The organism is Flavobacterium notoginsengisoli, from assembly GCF_014207905.1.
Classification (GTDB): Bacteria; Bacteroidota; Bacteroidia; order Flavobacteriales; family Flavobacteriaceae; genus Flavobacterium; species Flavobacterium notoginsengisoli_A.
Genome location: NZ_JACHLB010000002.1, coordinates 607,231 through 625,634 on the forward strand (window position 1 = coordinate 607,231; position 18,404 = coordinate 625,634).

16 protein-coding genes are annotated in these 18,404 nt (G+C 32.4%); 7 read left to right on the forward strand and 9 right to left on the reverse strand.

What is annotated here, in order from left to right; translation table 11 throughout:
- The first annotated feature begins 9 nt into the window (after nucleotides 1-9).
- Together HNP35_RS09540 and HNP35_RS09545 are read left to right on the forward strand one after the other, a co-directional pair.
- Nucleotides 10-1,047: a sensor histidine kinase gene (locus tag HNP35_RS09540; RefSeq protein WP_184160690.1), complete on the forward strand. Its 1,038-nt coding sequence runs from the start codon at nucleotides 10-12 to the stop codon at nucleotides 1,045-1,047.
- Nucleotides 1,044-1,739, forward strand: a complete 696-nt coding sequence (locus HNP35_RS09545; protein WP_184160693.1) for a LytR/AlgR family response regulator transcription factor — start codon at nucleotides 1,044-1,046, stop codon at nucleotides 1,737-1,739. Before HNP35_RS09540 ends, HNP35_RS09545 begins: the two co-directional genes overlap by 4 nt.
- Nucleotides 1,740-1,833: 94 nt before the next feature.
- On the opposite strand, the gene HNP35_RS09550 is transcribed toward HNP35_RS09545, so the two are convergent.
- Nucleotides 1,834-2,550: a DUF4386 domain-containing protein gene (locus HNP35_RS09550; protein WP_184160695.1), complete on the reverse strand. Its 717-nt coding sequence runs from the start codon at nucleotides 2,548-2,550 to the stop codon at nucleotides 1,834-1,836.
- A 158-nt stretch (nucleotides 2,551-2,708) separates the two neighbouring features.
- On the opposite strand from HNP35_RS09550, the gene HNP35_RS09555 reads away from it, so the two are divergent.
- Nucleotides 2,709-3,182 carry a hypothetical protein gene (locus HNP35_RS09555; RefSeq protein WP_184160696.1) on the forward strand — a complete coding sequence of 158 codons (474 nt, stop codon included), beginning with the start codon at nucleotides 2,709-2,711 and terminating at the stop codon, nucleotides 3,180-3,182.
- A gap of 273 nt (nucleotides 3,183-3,455) precedes the next feature.
- On the opposite strand, the gene HNP35_RS09560 is transcribed toward HNP35_RS09555, so the two are convergent.
- From HNP35_RS09560 to HNP35_RS09585, 6 genes are all read right to left on the reverse strand, one after another.
- Nucleotides 3,456-4,220 (reverse strand): SDR family oxidoreductase, encoded by a 765-nt coding sequence (locus HNP35_RS09560; protein WP_184160698.1) that lies wholly within the window; start codon nucleotides 4,218-4,220, stop codon nucleotides 3,456-3,458.
- A gap of 149 nt (nucleotides 4,221-4,369) precedes the next feature.
- A complete protein-coding gene (locus HNP35_RS09565; RefSeq protein WP_184160701.1) occupies nucleotides 4,370-5,095 on the reverse strand; it encodes an SDR family oxidoreductase in 726 nt (241 codons plus the stop codon).
- A 244-nt stretch (nucleotides 5,096-5,339) separates the two neighbouring features.
- Nucleotides 5,340-6,263 carry a helix-turn-helix domain-containing protein gene (locus HNP35_RS09570; protein ID WP_184160704.1) on the reverse strand — a complete coding sequence of 308 codons (924 nt, stop codon included), beginning with the start codon at nucleotides 6,261-6,263 and terminating at the stop codon, nucleotides 5,340-5,342.
- Nucleotides 6,264-6,505: 242 nt separating this feature from the next.
- Nucleotides 6,506-7,069 (reverse strand): 2'-5' RNA ligase family protein, encoded by a 564-nt coding sequence (locus tag HNP35_RS09575; RefSeq protein WP_184160706.1) that lies wholly within the window; start codon nucleotides 7,067-7,069, stop codon nucleotides 6,506-6,508.
- Between the two features lie 22 nt (nucleotides 7,070-7,091).
- Nucleotides 7,092-7,406, reverse strand: a complete 315-nt coding sequence (locus tag HNP35_RS09580; RefSeq protein WP_184160708.1) for a hypothetical protein — start codon at nucleotides 7,404-7,406, stop codon at nucleotides 7,092-7,094.
- A gap of 495 nt (nucleotides 7,407-7,901) precedes the next feature.
- Nucleotides 7,902-8,933 carry an AraC family transcriptional regulator gene (locus tag HNP35_RS09585; RefSeq protein WP_184160710.1) on the reverse strand — a complete coding sequence of 344 codons (1,032 nt, stop codon included), beginning with the start codon at nucleotides 8,931-8,933 and terminating at the stop codon, nucleotides 7,902-7,904.
- A gap of 107 nt (nucleotides 8,934-9,040) precedes the next feature.
- On the opposite strand from HNP35_RS09585, the gene HNP35_RS09590 reads away from it, so the two are divergent.
- From HNP35_RS09590 to HNP35_RS09600, 3 genes are all read left to right on the forward strand, one after another.
- On the forward strand, nucleotides 9,041-11,434 hold the full coding sequence (locus HNP35_RS09590) for a TonB-dependent receptor (RefSeq protein ID WP_184160712.1): 2,394 nt from the start codon (nucleotides 9,041-9,043) through the stop codon (nucleotides 11,432-11,434).
- A 24-nt stretch (nucleotides 11,435-11,458) separates the two neighbouring features.
- Nucleotides 11,459-12,691 carry a DUF4374 domain-containing protein gene (locus HNP35_RS09595; RefSeq protein ID WP_184160714.1) on the forward strand — a complete coding sequence of 411 codons (1,233 nt, stop codon included), beginning with the start codon at nucleotides 11,459-11,461 and terminating at the stop codon, nucleotides 12,689-12,691.
- Nucleotides 12,692-12,764: 73 nt separating this feature from the next.
- A complete protein-coding gene (locus HNP35_RS09600) occupies nucleotides 12,765-14,246 on the forward strand; it encodes a PepSY-associated TM helix domain-containing protein (RefSeq protein ID WP_184160716.1) in 1,482 nt (493 codons plus the stop codon).
- 175 nt (nucleotides 14,247-14,421) lie between these two features.
- Here the strand turns inward: HNP35_RS09600 and HNP35_RS09605 are convergent, their stop codons facing one another.
- Entirely contained in the window at nucleotides 14,422-16,920 is a 2,499-nt protein-coding gene (locus HNP35_RS09605; protein WP_184160718.1) for a TonB-dependent receptor domain-containing protein, read from the reverse strand.
- A 91-nt stretch (nucleotides 16,921-17,011) separates the two neighbouring features.
- Entirely contained in the window at nucleotides 17,012-17,356 is a 345-nt protein-coding gene (gene arsC / locus HNP35_RS09610; protein ID WP_184160721.1) for an arsenate reductase (glutaredoxin), read from the reverse strand.
- A gap of 117 nt (nucleotides 17,357-17,473) precedes the next feature.
- Here arsC and HNP35_RS09615 point away from each other — a divergent pair, with 117 nt between their 5' ends.
- Nucleotides 17,474-18,403: a CPBP family intramembrane glutamic endopeptidase gene (locus HNP35_RS09615; protein ID WP_184160724.1), complete on the forward strand. Its 930-nt coding sequence runs from the start codon at nucleotides 17,474-17,476 to the stop codon at nucleotides 18,401-18,403.
- Nucleotide 18,404: the final 1 nt, after the last annotated feature.

The window sequence follows — 18,404 nt, forward strand, 5'->3', positions numbered from 1 at the left end:
AAATTAAGAATGAACAAAAAGATTGATAACATATTGGATAACAAATGGTGGCAAGAAGTTGCTGTTGTCCTTTTTTCTTTTACGATTTACACTTTAAAAAATGATTGGATGTTATTCAGTTCGTTCATTTCTATTTTAATGGGTATCTTTTTTTATTGCATTTTATACATGCATGCGCAGTTTAACCGCTTTTTTCTACTTCCAATATTATTCAAAGGCAATAAACCTTTTACTTATATTATTCTAACGCTTTTCGGGGTCTTTGTATTTTCTGTTGTTCTTTATGAAATTACAATGTTGGATATGTTTGCGAAATGCCATTTGTATCAAAATTCACATCAAAGAAGTTATGCTTATCAGTTGGCAAGTGTTTTAGGAACTCTGGTCTGCATTTTGAGCCCAATTATTGTATTTAAGTTTTATCGAATTCATAGAAAACAAACCGATGCGGCCTTATTGTTCAATCAAATGCAGTTAAACTCTTTGAAAGGACAATTAAATCCGCATTTTTTATTCAATACATTTAATACGCTTTACGGAATCAGTCTTGAATTTCCAGATAGAACGCCCGATTTAATTATGAAAGTTTCGCAGTTAATGCGTTATCAGTTAGAAAGCAACAGTAAACAATGTGTTTCTTTAGAAGATGAACTCGAATTTATAAATAGTTACGTTCAGCTAGAAAAAGAGCGTGTTGGTTATCGTTGCGATATTAATTTCGAGAGTACTGTAGATAAAGATTATACGTATAAAATTTCGCCAATGCTTTTAATTGCATTTATAGAAAATGCCTTTAAACATGGAACTTGCGCGATTGAAAATTGTTTCGTAAAAATTACGATTTCAGTCGAAAACGGATTATTGCATCTTCATGTTACCAATTCAATTCCGAAGAAAAATGATGTGATTTCGACCAAAATAGGCTTGAAAAATACAATTGAACGTTTGAATTTAATTTACGGAAAAGACTATAAATTAGATATTCAGGACGATAAACAAACCTATATTGTTGATTTAGAAATACAACTTAAAAAGTTTGTAAGATGAGAGAAACAAAAAAATGTATAATCGTAGATGATGAGCCGGCGGCGCATTATGTTTTAGCCAATTATATCAAACAAAATCCGCAGTTGGAATTGGTTTTTCAAGGATATAACGGAATTGAAGCGATGGATTATCTGCGAGAAAATACAGTAGATTTAATGTTTCTTGACATCAATATGCCTGAGATTTCTGGTATGGAATTGCTTAAAATTCTACCGACACATCCAAAAACTATTTTGACAACAGCTTACTCTGAATTTGCTTTAGAAAGTTACGATTACGGTGTAATAGATTATCTATTGAAACCTATTTATTTTCCAAGATTCTTAAAGGCAATTGATCGTTTTTTTGCAACAGAAAATGTCAAAAAAGCCGAAGAAACAGTTATCAATTCCGTAAGTGTAAAAGTTGATGGTTATTTTATCGAAATAGAATTAGATCAGCTTTTGTTTGCGCAGAGTTTTGGAAATTATGTAAAACTTCATACCACAAAACGAACTTATCTGGCATCGATTACAACGACTGAATTTGAGAAATGCCTTCCTGAAAAAAGCTTTATGCGTATTCATAAATCGTACATTGTTGCATTGGATAAAATTGATGCGACGGAAAAAGATTTTGTGGTTATTAAAAATGAAAGAATTCCGATTGGAATTACCTATAAACGAGAATTGACAGATCGATTAAAGAAATAAAGTCAAAAATAAAATTGCTTACTAATTCAATTATTTTTTAAAAAAGCCTGTATAGATTTAGTTCTTCTGCAGGCTTTTATATTTTGTAAACGAATCAAATGCATTTTTGTTTCCAGATTTCTAATTTAACTCCTTTAAAAACTAGCCATAAACTGAACGATAATTCTGCGATCAAACAAGGCATTAATAGCATAATATGAGAAAGTTCAGGTTCAAGTATCAAAGCAAAACTATTGAATAAATAACAAAAACCTGCAATTGCCATAAGGATGCCAATTGCTTTTGGAAAGTAGTCCGATTTAAATATTAAATACCCCTCAAAAAGACATACAAAACCAAAAAAGATCAATCCAATTCCGAAACCAAAATTATGCACTTTAATAGATAAATAGGATAAACCAGCTAATTGTTCTGTACTAAATGATTTTAAATAATCGACATCTGAAAGAAAAAATAATGCAGTCAGGAGATTTAGTTTGTTTAGAACCAAAATTGCTGTTTGAATTAGATTAAAAGATAAATTGAGCAATGCTAGTTTTTTACTTACTGGCTTTAAAAAATAATAAAGGATAATCATAACCGGTAAGTCGCAGATATGCATAATCAGATCAGCTGTTATTCCAATTTTCCATAAAAAAGGATTTTGAATGATATTGTTTGCAGTAGCAATGGCGTCACCTGAAACATATAGTTTATTTCGAACAAATGCTTGCGAACATGCGCCCATTACAATGATTACAAGATATAATAATCCTGCTATTCGGGCATACATTTGAGGAGAACTCTCAAATTTTACAGGTTTAAAATTCATTTTTTTGGTTTTGGTTTTTAATATGACGATAACCAAAGCAGATTGTTACGATGAATTTCTTTTTTGTAAAAATAAGTTTTTTACGACTTCATTTATTCTTCATAAAAAAGTAGTAAATTTAATACGTTGTTTTAAAGTTTAATTTTAAAAATTTGACCATGAAAAACGTGTTTTTAGCTTTTACTTTTTTATGCAGCAGTTATTTAATTGCACAAGAAGGAACGAATATGAAAAAAGTAATAACTCCGCCAGAATTGGTTAGAGTTGCTTTTGAAAAAGAGTATCCGGGAAAAGTGCCTGTTTGGTCTGAAGAGTATGTTGGAGATGATGCAGATGAAGTTCGTTTTGAAGCAAAATATAATGTTACCAATTCAACCAAAGCGGTTGCGATTTATGATAATTTGGGAAACATGAAAGCATACGAATTGCAGATTCCATTTAGTCAATTACCACCGAAAACTCAAGCTTATCTGAAAAAGAATTACGCGCCAAAAGAGATTCGTGAAGTCGCCATGGTTGTTGATGATAAGAAGAATACAACTTACGAAATTGGTGTAATAAAAAACACGAAATTCTATGATGTAGTTTTTGATAAAGATGGAGATTTTGATGTTTCCATTGAAAAAAATTAAGAATGCTTACTAATTCAAATATATTTTTGAAACGACAAACCCGATAAGTTTTTAATGCTTATCGGGTTTTGTTTTTGGTTTTTGGTTTTTTGTTTCAAGTTTTAAGTTTCAGGTTTAACCGCAAAGAACGCTAAGGTTTACGCAAGGTTCGCAAAGGTTTTTAGACAAAGCTTCGCGAACTTTGCGTTTTATGGATAAAGCTTAGAAAAAACCTTGCGCACTTTGCGGTTAAACCTGAAACTTGAAACCTGAAACTTGAAACTGCGAAACCAATTAAAGCATCATTCCGCCAGAAGCTTCAATTCTTTGAGCGTTAATCCAGCGTGCATCTTCTGTACATAAGAAAGCTACAACTCCGCCAATATCGTCAGGTAAACCAACTCTTCCTAAAGCGGTTACTGAAGCAATTTGCTGATTCATCTGTTCATTGTCGCGAACCACTCCGCCGCCGAAATCTGTTTCAATTGCACCAGGAGCTACAATATTTACTCTGATTTTTCTAGCGCCTAATTCTTTTGCCTGATATTTAGTTAAAGTCTCCATTGCGCCTTTCATAGATGCATAAGCAGCATAACCTGGGAAAGAAAATCTTGCTAATCCAGTTGAAATATTTACGATTCCACCGCCGTCATTCATTACATTTAATCCTTTTTGAGTTAAGAAAAATGGACCTTTGAATTGAATATTAGTCAATTGATCAAATTCAGCTTCAGTTGTTCCAATGAAAGAATTGTGAATTCCGATTCCTGCATTGTTCACCAAAAAATCGAATTTATCAGTATTGAAAGTACTTTTCAAAGCCAATTTTACTTCTTCAAAAAAAGCATCAAAAGTCCCTGATTCAGCTACATTTAATTGCAATGCTGCCGCTTTTTGACCTAAATTTTCAATTTCTTTTACTACCAAATCAGCTTCTTCTTTTTTACTGTTATAAGTAATAATTACGTCAATTCCTTTTTTAGCAATCGCAATTGCCATATTTTTCCCTAAGCCTCTGCTACCGCCAGTAACAAGAGCTATTTTTGTATTTACTGCCATGTTTATAATTGATAATTGTTAATTTGTAAAAGGTGAAATGTTATTTGTGAAATGGAATGCGGATGTGAAATAGTTGTCATGTTTTCTAAGCTTTAAAAGACTAAAATCTTTTGCATCTCACATCTCACATTTCACATTTCACATTTTACTTAATTCGAATGCATTGCATTAAAGTGACGTCGCAGTTCTTCTGCGCTTGCATTTAATCTTGTTTCGCTGGTTCCGAAAGTAAGTTCTTGTCTGCCTTCTTTTAATTGTTCAAAAATAGATTCGATAAAACTGCTTACACTTGGATGCGCGTCATGAAGACCAATTCCGCCCAAATCTGTGTTTAAGGCTGGTGGAATAATTTCGATTACTTCAATATTTTTAGCTTTTAATAAATGACGAAGCGAAAGCGTAAACGATCTAAAAAATGCTTTAGTAGCCGAATAAACCGGAACTTTTGCAAAAGGAGAAAAAGCCAATCCAGAAGTTACATTCATTACAGTCGTCAAAGATTTTAACTGAATAAATAACGAGGTTAAATGTAAAGGCGCTTCAATATTAGTGCTGATTTCAGCTTTCATACTTTCGTAGAAATTGTCATCTGTTACGGAAATCCAGTTTTGAATTCCAGCGTTATTGATTAATACGTTTAGATCAGGATGGTTTTCTGCAATCCATTTGTAAAGTGCAATTCTTTCTTCTTCTAGAGATAAGTCACACACTTTGGTAATTACAGATGGGAATTTTGCTTTAACGTCGTTTAAAACAGCTTCTCTTCTGCCACAGATAATCACAGTATTGTTTTCCTGAATAAATCTTTCGGCAAGTCCAAGTCCGATACCACTTGCACCGCCTGTTATTAAAATTTTGTTGTTTGATAAATTCATCTTTTCGATCTTTTAATTTGATAAGACAAAGGTAGGATGGAAGTAGAGATGGGAAGTTGTAAATTTCAAACCGATGTTTGCGAAATTCAAATCACAATTTTTGAAATTCCAAATTCCAAAAACTTTGTCAAAGTTTCAAACTTTGACAAAGTTCCAGTGAAACCTGAAACCTGAAACCTGAAACCTGAAGCCTGAAACCTGAAACCTGAAACCTGAAACCTGAAACCTGAAACCTGAAACAAAATCAACTCCTAAAAGCAATCGGTGTAAAAGAAGTTTGTTTTTTAAAGAAATTAGAAAAGTGTGCTAATTCTTCAAAACCAAGAGAATAAGCGATTTCAGAAATATTCCAGTCTGTTTGTTTTAAAAGTATTTTAGCTTCGTTTGTTAATCGGTTACTGATTAATTCGGTTGTAGTTTTTCCAGTGTTTTCTTTTAAAACCTTATTTAAATGATTGACATGCACAGATAATCTAGCAGCAAAATCTTTAGCCGTTCGCAATTCTAATCTCTGATTTGGAGATTCGATTGGAAATTGTCGTTCTAATAATTCAGCAAACAAAGAAGAAACTCTTGCTGCTGAATTGTGTTTTGAATATAAAGCCGTTATAGGCTGTAATTTTTGCCCGAAATGAATTAGCTCTGCAACATAATTTCGGATTAAATCATACTTATAAATATAATCAGAATTAATTTCTTTTTGTATCTTTTTGAAAATCAAAGCCACTTCTTCTACTTCTTCATCCGAAAGCTGGAAAATTGGATAACCATCTGAAGCGAAAATTGGCAATTCGTCCAAATCGATTCCACTTTTGCTTTTAGATAAAAATTCACTGGTAAATACACAAAATTGCCCGCCTTGATTGGTGTCTTGCGGTACATAATTGTATGGAATTTTTGGAGTTGCAAATAACAATCCTTGTTTTTCGATCTCAATTACTTTATCAGCATATTCGGCTTTATTATGTCCTCTTATTAAACTTATTTTATAATAAGCTCTTCTATCATAAGGCATTGCAGGTTTTTCCTTCATTCGCTCTAAAAGCTCTTTAATGTCAAAAACATTAAAATGTCCGATTTCTTTCTTAATATCATTAGGAAGTAAAGAATTAGGTTCAATAGTTGAGCCTTCGGTAATGTCTTGGTAAAATGAATCTAGAGATTTCATAATGTTCGAATTGTAAAATTCAAATATACGAAAAAAATGAAGATTGGTTTTTGTTTGTTTCAGGTTTAATGTTTCAAGTTTCAGGTTGCTTAACTTTGTGTTTGTTTAAACGCAAAGAACGTAAGGTTTTTTCGCAAAGTTCGCAAAGATTTATAAACATTTTTGTCCTTTCGACGAAGGAGACCCGAGCGATAGTGAATAGGCGAAGCAAATCTTACGAAATAACCTTGTGCACTTTGCGGTTAAAACAAACTTCCTTGCACAAATTCAGGTTCAGGATTACTCCCAAATTTAAAAGTCTCAATTATAAAATACTGTTTAAAAGGTTCCAATTCTCTTAAAACAATCTGATTGCACTCAAATTCTAGATAAATTGTTTTAAAAAGTCCAGAAGCAATTTTGAGATTTTCGGGAGTTAATTTTCGTCCAATTGACATATGAGGTTCTATGCTCTTATACATTTTTAAAGGCTTAAGCGCATTTTGTGTTTTCTTCATAATCGATTGTAAAACAACTTTAGAATCTTCACTTGGTGAAATGAAAAAAGCGTTACTAGTTTCGTAAAATCCAAAGGCATTCAGAACAACCTGAAAGGGAGTAAGTGTATTGGCAATTTTCGTAAGTTTTTGTTTTACAAAATCGATTTGAGACTCATCAATTGTAAACTCGCAAATAGTAATGTGGGCTTCAGAATTGCAGCTGCTGTACCAATTTTCTGGTACTTTGCTTTTCAAGAGGTTTTTCATTTCTTTGACAGGAGCAACGACTGATTCTGAATAAAAAACAATTGAATACTTCTTTTCCATTTTTTTAGCTTTAAATGCAAATTTAAAGCTTTCCCTTCAAATGCAATCTATGCAGAATTTCAGATTTTAATAAACCGCTTCCGCCTCCAAAATGTTCAATAACTTCAACATCGGGCTGATTTTTTAGGCAAAAAGAAGTAAACTCTTTTTCAACATTATCTTCAATTGCAGAACTCAAAAGAACAATGTCGATTTTATTATTTTGAAAGTACTCCTGAGCTTCTTTTTCATTATTAAAAGCAACTGCATTCCAGTTTTCATCTGCATTTACAAGACGAAGTAAAATGGCCAAAATGGCTTCGTTTTTTCCAAGTAATAAGAATTCAAGAGTTTTCATAATATCCAGTTTGAGTTAAAAAGAGATGCTATTTTTAAATTGAAATTAACCGAACAAAAATATAAAGGATCAATTAAATCAAACTTAATCTAGGACAAGAAAAATGTTTATTTTCTACTGTTTTATTGATTTATCAGAATTAACGGATTTCTCTTTTTTTAAAATTATGTTAAAGTTGAAATGATAATGTTTTGTAAAACAGTAAATTAACTTTTAATGTGCTATTTTTTAACGTAAAGATGAGGAAAACCGTAAGGTAATATCTTTTTGGGCTTCTAATTTTGTCGTGTAGAAATTTAAAAACGATGGCATTCTTTACCTTTTTAGGTGTCATTTTAAATTTTTATACTGTTTTTGGAGAAACATTTTTTTAGAATTAATTCTGACATATTCATTTGATCGTGGGTAATTGTATAAGTTTGCAATATACATTAATGTCGAATTTTTAAGGGTTTTAAGATTAAGTCGACGGGCGAAATTTTAAAACCCTTTTTTTTAGAATAAAAGTGAGAATCCAATTAACCAAAATTGTATAATATCGGTATTGAGTTTGAATTTTTGAGGAGAAAAGCCATAATAGCTTTTAAATGCAGCCGAAAAATGAGAAACATCTTTGTAACCACATTTATAGGCAGCTTCGCTTACAGTTGCTTTTTTACTTTGAAATAATTCTTTTGCATGTTCCATCCTTAGCTTGATGATATAGCTTTTGACAGTTGTGCCAAAACAAGCTTTAAATCCTTTCTTTAGTTTGAATTCGTTTAGTGAAATAAGTCGTGAAAGTTCAGGTAGAGTAGGTGTGTTTCGATAGTCGTTTTCTAGTATTTTTTTTGCTTCTAATAATCTATTGTAATCTTCTTCGTCAATTTTTTCTTCCGAAGATGGTTTCGTATTTAGAGTTTCCAATTGGTAAATTAAAAGCTCTTTTATTTTAGTTTCAATATAAATTCGCTTTAAGACGCCTTGTCTTGTACAATTTTTTATTTCATGCGTAACCCACTGTATTGCAGGGGTAAAAGGGAGGTATTTTGAGTTTATATAACTCGGTTTTTTGTTTAAAATATTTTTCGAGAATTTTTCATGCAGCTGCCAATCTTCATTAATTATGTTGTAATAAAACTCTTTAGAAAGAATTATAGATAAGTAGTTAACTTGTGTTAATGGCGGAATAGTAAATGAAGCTTTAAAATTGTCTGTGTAAAAAATATTATGTGTATTTTCTTGAGAATATTTCTCGCCTTCCAGATGTTTAATCTTAGTTTCTACGTTACTACTGTAAGTAAAATTCATGACTACAGATTCTTCATCAATTTCAAAAACAACAGTTTTAGCAGTTAAAAAATGCATCTGAGTATCCAGTAAAACTAGGCCTTCGGTTATTAAATGGCGACTTATAATTTTTTCTGTATCACTGTTTTCGATTTTAATGTTTTCTTCGGTTAAGATGCTTTTGGGATAATATTTATCTCCAATTTTAATTTTTATTATTGGGGTTTCTGGTGTTAAAAGTGTGGCTTCGATTTTCAAAATTTAATCCGTTTTTACAAAATAATAATCCGTTTTTCCCTATCTTTTTTCAAGACGTTGATGGTACTTTTGCAGCAAAGTTATTTATAATTAGTCTAATTAAAGATATGTCAACTCAAAAAATTTTATTTTCCAGTTTATTTCTTCTCATTACGTTCTTCTCATTTTCCCAGCAAAATCAAGGTTTTACAGTGTCTGGTCAAGTCGTTGAAAATTCTGGACAAACCATTCCTTATGCAACGATTATTATCGAAAAGACGGGTTTAAGTGTAATTTCAGATGAAAATGGAAACTATATTTTTAAAAATGTACCAACAGGAAAGCACACTTTAAAAATTTCTGCAATTGGTTTTGCAGTTCATAAAAAGCAATTCGAAGTTTCAGGAAGCAATTTGAATATTCCTGTAAAAATGGAAACCGAATCACAAGAGTTAGAAAGTGTTACAGTACTTGGAAGAACTCAAACAGAAAAAGTAAATAAACAAGCTTATAGCGTAACTGCAATTGATGCTAAAAAATTACATAATTCAACTTTAGATTTATCTCATGCTTTAGACCGCGTTTCGGGTGTTCGTAACCGAGAATCTGGAGGGGTTGGTTCTAGATCAGAACTTTCTATCAATGGATTCGCTGGAAATCAGATTAAAGTTTTTATTGATGGAGTGCCTATGGATAATTTCGGTTCTTCTTTTCAAATGAATAATATTCCGGTTAATCTTGCTGATCGTGTAGAGGTTTACAAAGGAGTTGTGCCAATTTGGTTAGGTGGAGATGCTTTAGGTGGGGCAATTAATATTGTAACAAGCAGTAAGCCGAGAACTTACATTGATGCTTCATATTCTTTTGGATCTTTTAATACGCACCGTTCAAGTCTTAATGCTGGATATACAGCAAAAAGTGGATTTACAACAGAAATTAATGCTTTTCAAAATTATTCAGACAATAATTATTGGGTAAATGTTGACGTAGCAGATTTGAATACGGGAGCTTATTTTCCAAATCAGAGAGTGAGACGTTTTCATGATAAATACCGAAATGAAACTGTAATCTTTAACATTGGTGTTACTGGAAAAAAATATGCTGATAAATTGATGATCGGTTTTACTGGTGGTGAAAATCAAGCAGATATTCAGACAGGTGCGAGAATGGTGAGTGTGTTTGGTAAAATTTATAGAAAAGGTAGCATTGTAATGCCAACACTTAAATATCAGGTAAAAGATTTATTTACAAAAGGATTGAATGTAAATGTTACCGGTAATTACAATTTTGGATACGAACAAAATATTGATACCGTTTTTAGAAGATATAACTGGTTTGGTGATTACAAACAGTATGCAGGAACTGGAGGAGAGAGAAGCCGTACACTACGTAAATTCTACAACAATAATGGAGTAGCAACTGCCAATGCAACTTACACGCTGAATGAGAGACACTCTTTTATGGTTAACAACACATTTAATACGTTTGATCGTAAAGAAAGTGATGAATTAGTTCCTGAATCTTTGGTTTACAAACAGCCTAAAAAGACTCAAAAAAATGTTTTAGGACTTGGGTATAAATTAGATTTCAATACCAAATGGAGCACTTCTGTATTTATTAAAGATTACTCACTAAAAACAACATATTCTAGAAGTTACAATCCGTCTGGAAATGCGGGAGATATCGCTTATCAAAAATATGTCGATAATACTTCTACAACTGGTTACGGTGGTGCAACGAGTTATTATTTAAAGCGAAATCTTCAGGTAAAAGCATCTTATGAAAAGACCTACAGACTTCCGAGTCCTGAAGAAATCTTTGGAAATGTAAACGATAACTTAGAAGGAAATCTTTCTTTAAGACCTGAAACAAGTAACAATTTTAATGTTGGAGCGAGTTATCAGACAAGTTTCAACGAAAAAAATGCTTTATCATTTGATGTAAATCTTTTACATAGAAATGCAACAGATTTCATTCGTCCGACTTTAAACAATAATCAAACCATGACGACCAATGTCAATCAAGGAAAGGTGACAAATTATGGTATTGACGGAGAAATCAGATATTCTTACGGAAATCGTTTTACGGCTGGTGTAAATACAACTTATCAGAATATTCGAAATATGACCGAATATGAGCCAAATCAAAACTACGTGTCTCCATTTTATAAAGACAGAATTCCGAACATGCCTTACCTTTTTGGAAATGCCGATGCCACAATGTTCTTTAATAATCTTTGGAAAAAAGGAAACAATTTATCTGTTGGTTATAATCTGCTTTATGTTCATACTTACTATTTATCATGGCCAAGTATGGGAAGTAAAGACAGTAAATTGGAAATTCCGCAACAGTTTAGCCACGATTTGAATGCAGTTTATACTATGGCAAACGGGAAATACAACATTGCTCTTGAATGTAAAAACTTCTTAGACAATAAACTTTACGACAATTTCTCATTACAAAAACCAAGTAGAGCTTTTTACATCAAATTGAGATATTACTTCAGTAAATCAAATAATTAATTTAAATACAAATACTATAATACAATGAAAAAAAGTACCACATTAGCGTTATTATCAGCTGTTTTAGCTTTTACAGCTTTTTCTTGCAGCAGTGATTCTGATAATTCAGGAGGAGAATCTGGAGGAGGAACAGATACAGGAAAAACGAAATATATTATTACTGCAACTACAGGAGCAGCAGGAATTGCAGATTATTTATTGACTGCAGATGATGTTTCTACAGGATCTATCACTACTACAGGAAACGGATTAGAGCAAGACGGGACTTACCGTTACTACATTACAGCACAAAATAACTTCTTTAGTTTACTTTATGGACAAGGAAATCCAGGAGCTGTAACAACTTACAACTTAAATGCTGAAGGGAAATTGGTTAAAAAATCTGATTTCCAAGCAGAAACGGTACACGTATTTGCTGCTGTAAACAAAGATATTTTGACAATTAAAGTTCCAAGAAGTGGTGCTTCTATCGCTTCTATGTACAAAATCGATGCTGAAAAATCATTAATTACTGGTGAGGCACAACAAGATACTAAAGTATTGGCTAAAAACGGAGAAAGAGCTTTCTTTACTTGGGCAACTCAAGTTGGAGATAAAGTTTATATGCCTTACATGAGTATTAAAGGAGATGGAGTTGATAACTTCGGAACTGTAAATCCAGATAGTACTTGGGTTGCTGTTTACAACTACCCAGAACTTAAATTAGAAAAAGTAATCAAAGATAACCGTACAAGTTATTTAGGAGCTTATTTCACAAACGGTTTATTCCAAGATGAAAATGGAGATGCTTACGGTTTCTCTGGAGCTATCGCTACTAGCAATGCTGTTTTGACTTCTACAAAACCATCTGCGGTTGTAAAAATCAAAAAAGGAACTACAGAGTTTGATAAATCATATTTCTTCAATGTTCAAGAAAAATCTGGAGGTTATAAAATTTCTTCTACAAGTTACATTTCTAAAGGTAAATTCTTATTGTTAATGTACGGAAATGTTGGAAAAAACAATGGTGCAGTTAAAATGGCTATCGCTGATGTTTACAACCAAACATTTACTTGGGTAACTAATGCTCCAACGACTCTAACTTCTGTAACAAGCCGTTACAATATTACATCTGAAGATGGAAGTTCTGCAATCGTAGGTATCAATACTCCTGATGGAAACTGGATTTACTCTATCAACGGTACAACAGCTGTTGCTACAAAAGGAATGAAAGTTGAAGGCGGACAAATTACTGCAATTCAGAAATTAAAATACTAATATTTTTTTACCGTAAGTTCTCATTTTGAGGACTTACGGTTTTTTTATTTATCCTATTTATCTATCACAAAATATGTTTTCTTTTTTAAAATCAAAATCAAAACCAACCCCAAACAATAAGAAAAAAAGTAAAAAATCACTTTTTAAACGCGTTATGGCTTGGCTGCATTTGTGGCTTGGTTTAGCGTCTGGAATCATTGTAGTTATTGTCAGCCTTACGGGCTGTATTTATGTTTTTGAAAACGAAATAAAAGATTTTATTGAAGACTGGCGTTTTGTAAAGCCTCAAGAAAAAGCATTTTTGCTGCCTTCGCAATTGGTTTCAATTGCAGATAAAAAAATGAAAGATAAAAAAGCTACCAGTGTCACATTCGGAGAAAAAGACGAAGCGGCTATTGTTGGTTATTTTGTTGAGAAAAAAGGCGATGGCGAAAAAGGTGGTCGAGGAGAAAAAGGTGAAAACAAAAGGGGAGAACATAAAAAAGGAGAAAGAAAAAGAGATTTCGCTAAAAATGAAGGCGAAAAAGCTAAATCTGACTTAAAATCTCAAGGAAAACCTGGAGAAAAAGGAAAAGGAAAGGGAAAAGACGAAAAACGTAAAGGAGGCAGAAGATCTGGAACTTTTATCAGTGTTTATATGAATCCTTATACAGGAGAAATATTAAATGTAAAAACGTTTTCTAGAGGTGATTCACCAGATTTTTTCAGATGGATATTAAACGGACACCGCGCTTTGTGGCTTCCTTATGATATTGGAAGACCAATTGTGGGAGTTGCAGTTTTGATTTTTGTGGTCTTATTAATTTCGGGAATAGTTTTATGGTGGCCAACAAAATGGATTAAATCTATTATTGATAAAAGTTTTAAAATTAAATGGGACGCGAGCTTTAAGCGTGTCAATTATGACATGCATAATGTATTTGGTTTTTACAGCTGTATTTTTCTTTTCTTTATTGCTGTTACTGGTTTAGTATGGAGTTTCGGATGGTGGAGTAAATCATTATACTGGGTAACATCAGGAGGAAAACCTTTGTCTGATAACCGTGAAGCTCCAAAATCGGATACTACCCACGTTGCGACGTTTAATATTACAACTGCCGATAAAGTTTTATTAAATTTAAGAAAAGAAAATCCACAGGCATCTGGTATTTTAATTAACATTCCGGGAAAACCTTCAGATCCAATCGGTGCTTTTGTTTACAAGCAAAAAAACACTTATTACAATATGGATCGTTACAGTTACGATCAACAGACTTTGAAAGAAATTTCAATTAAGACACCTTTCTCAGGAAAGTATGTTGAAGCAAATATTCCAGACAAAATCCGTCGTATGAATTATGATATTCACGTAGGAAGTGTTCTTGGACTAACAGGAAAGTTCATTGCATTTTTTGCCAGTTTAATTTCTGCAAGCTTACCTATAACTGGATTTATAATTTGGTGGGGTAAACAGAAATGGGGCAAAAAGAAGCCCGCTGCAAAACCAAAAGTAGCAAGCAAAGCAATTCCTGTTCCTAAATTGAAAAATACAGCAGAACAAGAAGTTACTGCTTAAGAAATATTAAAAACTGGTTTTTTAATTCTTTTTTGTTTTTTTTTTTTTTTTGATCAAAGGCAAAGTCGAGCAAGCTTTGCCTTTTTGATTTTAAGAATATGAATTAAAAAAGAAATTCCAAATCCCAATCTTAAAAATTGGAATTTGGAATTTTAATATTGAAATTTAACTGAGATTATCCAGGAAATTCTCCTCCATCTCCGCCACCATCATTTTTAGGCATATTTTTATCTCTTTCACCTTTTGGTTTGTTGAAACGATAAGTGAACGATAAGTTGAATTGACGTTTACGGAATTGGAATTCGCTATATGAATTTACATCATCCAAATACGTGTAAGATCTCATTTTTCTAGAATTGAATACGTCGCTAATATTAAATGCAATAGTTGCTTTATCTTTCATTACATCTTTACTAAAAGCAGTATTCATTCCGAATTGCCCTAAGTTTTTACCTTGAGCTGTTTTTTGCTCTCCGTTATACATAGCAGTCAATTGCCAGTCAATTTTGTATGGTAATGTAACTTTAGAGTTTACTCTTGCAAACCAAGAATTAGCCTGATTGTCTAAATCCTGAACAACCACATTTCCTTGTGTGTCTGTATAGCTATTTTCTCCAGTTGTTTTTACATTAAAGAAGTTAAAGTTACTGTTCAATTTCCACCATTTGTAAGGCGTGTAATTGAATGTAAATTCGAAACCAAATTTTTGCTCTCTTCCTAAGTTAATAGGAGAACTTTTAATCACAGGCGTACCATCAACTGTTTCACCTGGCTGAGGAGTTACTACTTCACCATCAGGAGTAACAACATCGCCCGTAGGAGATCTTACAAAACTGAAAACGTCTTTTGTGTTTTCAAAATAAGCAGAGGTATTAAAAGTTACTTTATCCCATCTTTTGATGTATCCGATGTCATATTTGTCTGTTAAAGAAGGATCCAAATCTGGATTTCCTTGAAAGATGTTGATGTTACTAGCATAGTTTACTGCAGGGTTCATGAAACGTCCTCTAGGTCTTGATAAACGTTTGCTATAACTTGCAGAGAAATTGCTTTGATCTGAAATTTCGTAACTAACAAAAGCACTTGGGAAAAGATTGTTGTATTTTTTAGTGTTGAAATCGCTATTATCTAATAAGTTAACTTCGATATTAGTGTCTTCCCATCTTAAACCAAATAAATAAGAGAATTTATTCACTTTGAAACCATATTGCGTATAAAGCGCATTAATGTTTTCTTTATACTCTAAAGTATTAGATAAATTAGGATCGGTCACATTCTGACCATTCGAATCAAGAGTACTAACATTATAAATGTTATTCAAATCCCCAAAACTTCCTTTGTAACCAGCCTCAAACTGTCCGCCTTTTCCAAGAGGTAAAACATAATCAACTTGTGCTAAGACTTGTTTTTGCACTTGATTATTTAGAGTTGTATTAAAATTTGGAGAAGCTGTAATCGTACTATTACTATCATCTGTATTTCTAGAAATAGAAAGATCAGCAGTAAGTTTATGGCCTTTGTCGTTGAAATTTTTAATTAAATTAGATGTAAATTCAACATTTTCACTTCCTGTATCAGCGTTGTTTAAACGATAAGATGTTCCTGTAAAAGCGCGATTTGCATCATAATTGTAGTAATTAATCAAATCACGATCGTCACCAGTGTTGTTTTGATAATTAATGGCATTAGTCCAGAATGTAGTTGGAGTAAGCGTCCATTCAACTCCAGCTCTTCCATTAAAACCATTTCTAACACGTTTGGTATCACGAGTTTCATCTAAGAAATTCTTTGTCGTGCCATCAGTATTTAGATATTCAGAATTTGTTTTACCAGCACCTTCTGTTGTTCTGTAATTGTATCCAGCAGTTGTAAAGTAGTTTAATTTTTCTGTTTTATAATTTACATTGGCACTTAAACCATAAGTTTCTGGTAATCCTGTTGAAGCAATCAAAGTTCCATTAAAACCTTGATTTTTTCCTTTTTTAAGTATAATATTGATAATTCCAGAACCTCCTTCTGCATCATAACGTGCAGATGGATTGGTAATAACTTCTACTTTATCGATAGCATCTGCTGGAAGTTGTCTTAAAGCTTCAGCCATATTAATAGCTTGCGAAGGTCTTCCGTCAATTAAAATACGAATATTATCACTTCCGCGTAAGCTAACATTTCCTTCAGTATCAACAGAAACAGACGGAACGTTGTCTAAAACGTCGCTAACGCTTCCGCCTTTTACAATCATATCTTGACCAACGTTGTAAACTTTTTTGTCTAATTTTATTTCTACTGAAGATTTTTCAGCTCGAACTACAACTTCATTAAGCTGTGCCGCATCTTCAGATAAATTGACAACACCTAGATTGGTATCACCTTGAACGCTTTTTTGCTTAATTTCAGTCGATTTAAAAGAGATAAATTCAACCTTTATATCGTAAGTTCCTGGAGCAACAGCAACTTCGAACTCTCCTTTTGGATTGGTAATTCCTCCTGCAATAACCTTAGTATCATTTGGAGCAGTAATAGAAATAGTAGCATACTCTAAAGGCTGTTTGCTTACTTTTTCTAAAACTTTTCCACTGACTTTTACTTTGTTGCCGCCAGGACCTTGTTGTGAGTAATTGTACATGCTTGTAAACAAGAATACTAGCAGTACAGCAAATTTGATTTTTTTCATTTTCTGGTTTTTCTTTTCTCTTTAGACGGCAAATGTAGTTTTTGGTTTAAAGAAAGAAATCACAAAAAAATGTTAATGAGGTATTTTAGAATCAATCTAAAAAAGAAGCGACTAGATCTGGATCTCTGCCAATAATAGCTTTTCCATCTTTTACAACAATAGGTCTTTCTATTAAAATTGGATTTTCGACCATTGCATTAACAATTTGATCATCACTTAAAGTTTTTCCTTTAAAGTTTTCAATCCAAATTTTTTCTTTGGTTCTAACCAACTGAATTGGCTCTAAATTAAGTTGTTTCAACAGCTTTTTTAGTTCTTCAACATTTGGGGTTTCTGTCAAATATGGAATTATTTCAAATTCTTGATTAGACTGTTCGATAAAAGCAAGGCAGTTTCTTGATTTTCCGCATCTCGGATTATGATAAATTTGTATCATTTTGTTATATTTAAGGGTTCAAATATTTGTAAGGCAAAAAAGAGGTACTTTTGCAATGCCAAAAGTAAGATTTACTTATGAAATTTGAATTCTCATTTTTTTTAAAATTTTAGATTTATGTTTTTAGAACAAGGAATTAAGCCAGAAAATAAATTTTGGAAGTATCTCGTAGGCTCTCTTTTTATAATAGCAGCTTCTTTTGTAGGACAAATTCCACTTACCGCGGCGGTGTTTTATAAAGCTTTTAGCGAAGGAAAAGCATTTCCAACAACGAACGATGGCGTTATGAAAATGTTTGAATCAAATATAACTCTTTTTCTAGTAATGATTTCGTTTGTTTTCGCTTTAGCAGGAGTTTACTTTGTGGTTAAATTTATTCATCATCAGACATTATTATCTGTAACTACAGCAAGACCCAAAACGGACTGGAAGCGAATTTGGTTCTCTTTCTTTTTATGGACGTTCATTTCACTTTTAAGTTTCTTTATTGTTTATATAAGTTCTCCAGAAAAATTTGTTTTAAGTTTTAGATTAATTCCGTTTTTAATTTTAGTTGTAGTAGGATCTATATTAATTCCGATACAAACCAGTACAGAAGAATATGTTTTTAGAGGCTATCTTATGCAAGGATTTGCCAATTTAGCTCGCAATAGATGGTTTCCGCTCGTTATGACTTCGGTAATTTTTGGATCGATGCATTGGTTTAATCCAGAAGTAGGGAAAATGGGAAATATCGTAATGATATATTACATAGGAACAGGATTGTTTTTAGGTGTTATCACATTAATGGATGAAGGAATGGAACTGGCATTAGGTTTTCACGCAGCAAATAATCTTGTGGGAGCGCTTTTAGTTACATCAGATTGGACCGTCTTTCAAACACATTCTATATTTAGAGACCTTTCAGATCCATCGGCAGGAATAGACGTTATTTTGCCAGTTGTAATCATATATCCAATTTTGCTTTTTATTTTTTCTAAAAAATATGGCTGGACAAATTGGAAAGAAAAATTGACAGGAAATATTAATGTTCAAGAAATACAGTAAA